This is a genomic window from Staphylococcus pettenkoferi (assembly GCF_002902685.1).
Classification (GTDB): domain Bacteria; phylum Bacillota; class Bacilli; order Staphylococcales; family Staphylococcaceae; genus Staphylococcus; species Staphylococcus pettenkoferi.
Genome location: NZ_PPRN01000122.1, coordinates 1 through 2,441 on the forward strand (window position 1 = coordinate 1; position 2,441 = coordinate 2,441).

The window sequence follows — 2,441 nt, forward strand, 5'->3', positions numbered from 1 at the left end:
ATCTCACTTATTTCTATCATTTTATGTTTAATAACGTAATTTAGTAACGGGAATATGTAAGTTAACTTACTTTTATTTATATCTATAATAAAAATTTTATTGTTATAATTCACTATTTTGTACTTACCATTTTTCTCAATAGCCTCAATTTTGATATTCTCAATAATAAATCAGCTCCTTTCTAAAAATCTCCTTTCATAGGATTTATCGTAGTGTGCATATTGCTAATAGATTCCCCTACATACTTTCTTACTGAGTTAGAAAATTCGTATATTTTTTCTCCAGCTTTTTATATGTTTGACTAGCATTATTGACCAACTTTTTTTCTGTCGAAATAATTTTATTAGAACCCTTACCAATAGTAGGAACCACATTATTTTTTACTACTTTTTCACTTCCTTTCTTAACTTCTTTATAACTTTTCTTTATCATGTACTTCTCGGCTTTCATCCTTTTTTTTTCTATGGACCAAACATTATTAAATAGATTATTAATTCTATTTAATTGCGGGTCAATGAATTTCCTTCCAATCCAATCACAATTTGACTGTAATCCAAAAATATTATACTCATAAGCTTGATCAACTATAAATGATACTCCAGTACTCACCACTGGACCAATTATAAATTCTGTACCGGGAGGAGACACAGCTGCAGCTATTGTCCCAGCTACTATCCCTGTTCCATTTACAACTGTATTATGTACTAGAGCCTCACCAGCTGTCTTATTTTCATCATGTATATCTGTATACATTCCAATTCCAAAACCTACAATTGGTATTGCTCTTCCACCAAATTTGCCCGCTATTGTAATACCTTCACCAATATTTTTATAATTTTTACCGTCTAAACTTAAGCCTTGGGTATTCGATAAAACTTTTCCAAATTTCTCCATAAGTTCAGTTGAACCGCTCATTGATAAATCATTTGCAATACTTTTTATATCTTCATCAATCTCTTTTTGTACTTTTTTAGGTATTAAATGAGAAAGTTTTTCTTGTCCATATCTGATGATTGTATACATGTCTTTCTTATTTAGTTTCTTGCCATCTTGCACTTTTTGAAGGATGTTTCTAATATCTACTTGAACCGTCTTTTGATGAACCGCTTCTGTCCATTTCATCTTTTTACCAGATGGAATGTCAAATGCTTGTTTACCTGGATTCCAAGACGACTTCGCTTGTTTGATTCCTTCTTCAACATTCTTTTGAAATGATTCTACCTCTTTAAAAATGTTTGGAGAATCGGAGTTAAACTCCCTTAATTTATCGAGTTTTTCTTTAAGTTTTTGTTTTTGATCTTTTAAACTCCCTACCATCTCTTTATGCGCATTAGTATGTGTAGAAGGACCTTTCATCGCATCTAAATGACTAATTTGAAAGTCTAAATTTTTAATGTCCTCTTGTAACTCTGATTCTTTTAAACTTTGTGTATCTACATCAGATTGATATTTATCAACAAACTCATCACACGCTTGTTGTGTTAACTCTCCTAACGTTCTTATACTCACCGCTAATGGTATGAGTACTGAAGAGAAGAACTGCTTTCCTGAATCGTAAGCTTGACCTTGTAATTCATCTTCTCCAACAAATTTAGTTATTTCTTCAACTACATCTTCAGAATCACTTGTTATGTCATTAACTGTACTACTCACATCTGAAGATTGTTTTCTGGATTTACCTAAATACATATCAATACTCACGGTGTTAACCTCTCTCTCGTTCTATTTGTAATGATATATTTCGCTTTCTTTCAAGATCATCAATGTCATCAGTGGTTTGTCGAATGGATTGTTCAATATCACTTTGTTGGGCAGACAACTCTCCCATCAGTTTATGCTGCGCTGAATGATATGCGCGAGTGTTTTCCTCTATTGCACTAAACATTCGACTATCGTAATATCGATCAATTAAATGATTATTGAAGTGTTGTGTTTGATGAATTAAATCTTCATATTCATCTATTAGATTTTCAACTTGCTTTTTCTCAGACATTAAATCTTCTACTTGCTCTTGCTTATCTTTAATTAAATGATTGTATTCATCTACTTCCTTTGACATTCACTTGCTCCTTTAATTCTGGCCAATGTTACTACTTATTGATTGATCGGTTTGTTCAAACGATTCACCTGTTTTTTTAATATGATTACTTGCCTCTTCAATTGCATTAGCAACAGACTTACTTTTCTTCATTAAATTATCTATAGCGTCGTGTGCATTCGAATTCCCTTTGACCGTTGTACTTTCATCTTTAGTTGGCTTAGTAAGGTCTTCAAAACCACTGAGAGCTCCCTTTAAACCTGAGAAGATATCATCTGTCTTACTTGAATCACTTTTAACTTGACCCATTACATGACTCACATCCTTCAACTATTATGAATAATTTATTATTAAATACTTTAGTAATTAAAATTCATAAATCACATTTACATCTGTCTCTTAT

General features: G+C 31.7%; 4 protein-coding genes. All 4 read right to left on the reverse strand.

What is annotated here, in order from left to right:
• Positions 1-167, reverse strand: a 167-nt coding sequence (locus CD126_RS12540; RefSeq protein ID WP_142381383.1) for a DUF443 family protein, incomplete at its 3' end; no start/stop codon positions are given.
• A gap of 82 nt (positions 168-249) precedes the next feature.
• Positions 250-1,701 carry an LXG domain-containing protein gene (locus CD126_RS11985; RefSeq protein ID WP_103370532.1) on the reverse strand — a complete coding sequence of 484 codons (1,452 nt, stop codon included), beginning with the start codon at positions 1,699-1,701 and terminating at the stop codon, positions 250-252.
• 4 nt (positions 1,702-1,705) lie between these two features.
• Entirely contained in the window at positions 1,706-2,059 is a 354-nt protein-coding gene (locus CD126_RS11990; RefSeq protein ID WP_049407908.1) for a hypothetical protein, read from the reverse strand.
• A 12-nt stretch (positions 2,060-2,071) separates the two neighbouring features.
• Positions 2,072-2,347 carry a TIGR04197 family type VII secretion effector gene (locus CD126_RS11995; RefSeq protein ID WP_049407906.1) on the reverse strand — a complete coding sequence of 92 codons (276 nt, stop codon included), beginning with the start codon at positions 2,345-2,347 and terminating at the stop codon, positions 2,072-2,074.
• Positions 2,348-2,441 lie beyond the last annotated feature (94 nt).

Bases quoted from the DNA above. Each gene is read 5' to 3' on its own strand.
- CD126_RS11990 (WP_049407908.1), bottom strand. From the start codon at position 2,059: ATGTCAAAGGAAGTAGATGAATACAATCATTTAATTAAAGATAAGCAA.
- CD126_RS11995 (WP_049407906.1), bottom strand. From the start codon at position 2,347: ATGGGTCAAGTTAAAAGTGATTCAAGTAAGACAGATGATATCTTCTCA.